The sequence below is a fragment of the Aerococcus sp. L_32 genome, assembly GCF_050689315.1.
This window is the reverse complement of the sequence record NZ_JBOEQF010000261.1, coordinates 1-2934: the sequence shown is the minus strand read 5'-3', so window position 1 is coordinate 2934 and position 2934 is coordinate 1. Positions and strand designations below refer to the sequence as shown.

Below are 2934 nucleotides of genomic sequence, written 5' to 3'. Positions count from 1 at the left end.
CATAGCTTTGCAAATTGAGGACGACTTTGCGCGGTACCACCTCATTTGCAATGCTATGTTCACATTACCTCTCTAATCGCTGGATAACGCTAGCGCGTAGCCTTTCGACTAAATGTTTAGAAAGAGAGCATTTTATGGTTGGATGCTTGCACCTAATCATCCTCGCTAAAGTTCATAAAATATGGTTCTTTCCACTTGTAGACTTTTTGGTCTTTTCACATTCCAAATTATACTGACAGAATGCCTAATTTGTCAAGTTTTCAAGCCAGTATCCAACTAAAAATCTTCCGGCTTAATCCCTTCCATCCCAATCATAGGGTCAATTGTATGACTCAGGACTAACTCAGCTGTCAGACGAAAATCTTCAACTTCTGGGTCACTGTTAGCTACCACTTCCAGTTCTATATGCTCTTCAGTGGCGTCTCCATTTTCTGGACTGGAATTTTCCGTTAAATCATCCTCTGATGACATTTCTGCCCGACTTTCAGCTTGCTCTTTTGCTGGTGTCCCATCTTTTTTTTCTATTTCTGCTTCAACCGCAGTTGCCATCCGCTCATCAACATCTACAGCTTCCATCAAAAAGTCCTTTAGTTGGGTTTGCCGACTAGCATCTACATTTTGAATAGCCGTTTGAAAGGCCTCGGGTTCACCGCACATAATTAAGGACTGCTTGGCCCGGGTAATCCCAGTATATAACAAATTTCGCTTCAGCATCCGGTGGTGTTGTGGCACTAACGGTACAATCACAATCGGAAATTCTGACCCCTGCGACTTATGAATGGACGTACAGTAAGCCAGCGTAATTTCATTAAAGTCATTACGTTCATACGTCACTTCAACCTCGTCGAATTCAACCACAATCTGGTCCACCTTGTTGGTCGTCTCCTTGGCAAAAAAGATAGCCAGTATTTCCCCTAAATCTCCATTGAAGACGTTTTTCTCGGCTTGGTTTTTCAGCTGCAAGACCTTGTCCCCAACTCGGAAGGTCTGCTCAAAATAGACGAGCTCCCGGCGTTTGCCGTCGTCATTAGGGTTTAAAACAGCCTGTAAACGCTCATTGATATGATTGATCCCGGCCTGTCCTTTATAGAGCGGCGCCAAGACTTGAACGTCTCGTTTTTGATAGCCTTTGTCAACAGCGCGCTTAGCCACAATAGCTACTAAGTCTGCAATTTGATTCGCTTGCACCTTGAAGAATGATCGGTCACGTTGGTTCATCATCAAGTCTTTAGGGACGACACCTTGTTTAATCTGGTGAGCCAATTGGACAATGGTCGACTGGTTTTTTTGACGATAGATTTCATCTAATTCACGCGTTTTAACCGTCTGTGAAGATAATAAGTCAGCTAATACTTGTCCAGGTCCTACAGAAGCTAACTGGTCTTTATCTCCCACAAAAATGACTTGCATAAATGAAGGGACACTTGAAAGTAATTTGTAGGCAAGCCATGTGTCTACCATGGACATTTCGTCAATAATCAACAAGTCAGTTTCTAGTTGCATGCCTGATTCTTCGCCGTCTTCGCTGTCATCCTCTTCACCTGTTAAACCGAGTAAACGGTGAATAGTTGAAGCTGGCAGGCGGATCATCTCAGTCATTCGTTTGGCTGCTCGACCTGTTGGAGCGGCTAAAGAAATTGGAAAAGCACCTGGGTCGTATTCTTCTACATTTAAGGAAATATCATTCAAACGAGCATACAATTGGACGATGCCGTTTAATACCGTTGTCTTACCTGTCCCTGGTCCCCCAGTTAAGATAAACATTTTGGAAGTTAAGGCCTCTTTAATGGCTTTCTTTTGAGCCTGTCCATACGAAATACCTAAGTCTTGTTCTAGTTTTTGGATTTCTTCGTCTAAATCAACACCCGGATATTGGGGTTGATACTGAGGTTGCTGCATTTGCCCCATCATCTTGGCAATACCCACTTCAGCAAAGTATAAAGTTGGCAAGGCAACCCGCCCATCTTCAGATAAAATCAACTTCCCTATTTCGTTCATATCTGAAATGGTATCTTGAATGCGTTTAACTTCAATAAATTGTGACTGACCATGCATCAAGACTTCTTGGGTTTTCTCAATCAGTGGCGCTTCCATGACATAGGTATTCCCCGATTCAAAGGTTGCCAAGTTTAGAACAAACATGACCCCCCCTGCAATCCGAACTGGTGAATCCAAGGGGAAACCAATATTTAAAGCAATTTGGTCTGCTTTTTGGAAACCAAAACCACGGATATCGTCGATCAAAATATAAGGATTTTCTTCAATCATTTCGACCGCTTCGTTATGGTAGAGGCCATAAATTTGCCCAGCCAACCGCGATGAAAAGCCCATCTCAGCTAGCTTAACGAAAACTTGTTCATTCCCTCTTTGTTCAACCATCCGCTCATGTAACATCGTTCTTGTCTTTTTAGACAAACCTTTAACCACTTTTAAGGCTTCTACATCATTTAAAATAGTATCAATAGTTTGGTCGCCAAAAGCATCAACAATACGACTGGCAATCGTATCCCCAATTCCTGGAAACTGTTCGGATGATAGAAAGCGAACTAAACCTTCTTTAGAAGTGATTTTTTGCGCTTCATATGAAGTCACTTGGAATTGGACACCATATTTAGCGTGGTCCACCAATTTCCCGTTAAAGTGATAGGTCGTCCCGTCCTGAATAGTTGGGAAGTTTCCCGTCATCACGATTTCTTTTTCTGAATACATGGTATTGGTTTCATCTATTTCAACGGACATTACCCGATAAAAGTTGCTTTCATTAAAAAAGAAGGTCGCCTTTACCTCACCTATGACATAATCTTCACTTGTTGGTTGATTCTGATTTTGTCGCATGTTGGCTGCTCCTTCCTCGTCTTAGTAATCTTACATATTATAGCATATTCAAGTAGTTCAGAATGGATAGATTTATAGGTATCTATGTCATTTTGCCTG

At 42.0% G+C, this 2934-nt stretch carries 1 protein-coding gene; it reads right to left on the bottom strand.

Annotation, left to right across the window (positions count from 1 at the left end; translation table 11 throughout):
* Positions 1–276: 276 nt before the first annotated feature.
* Positions 277–2835, bottom strand: coding sequence for an SF1B family DNA helicase RecD2 (gene recD2, locus ACRCJ0_RS11455; RefSeq protein ID WP_431390496.1), 2559 nt, complete (start codon positions 2833–2835; stop codon positions 277–279).
* Between the last annotated feature and the right edge of the window lie 99 nt (positions 2836–2934).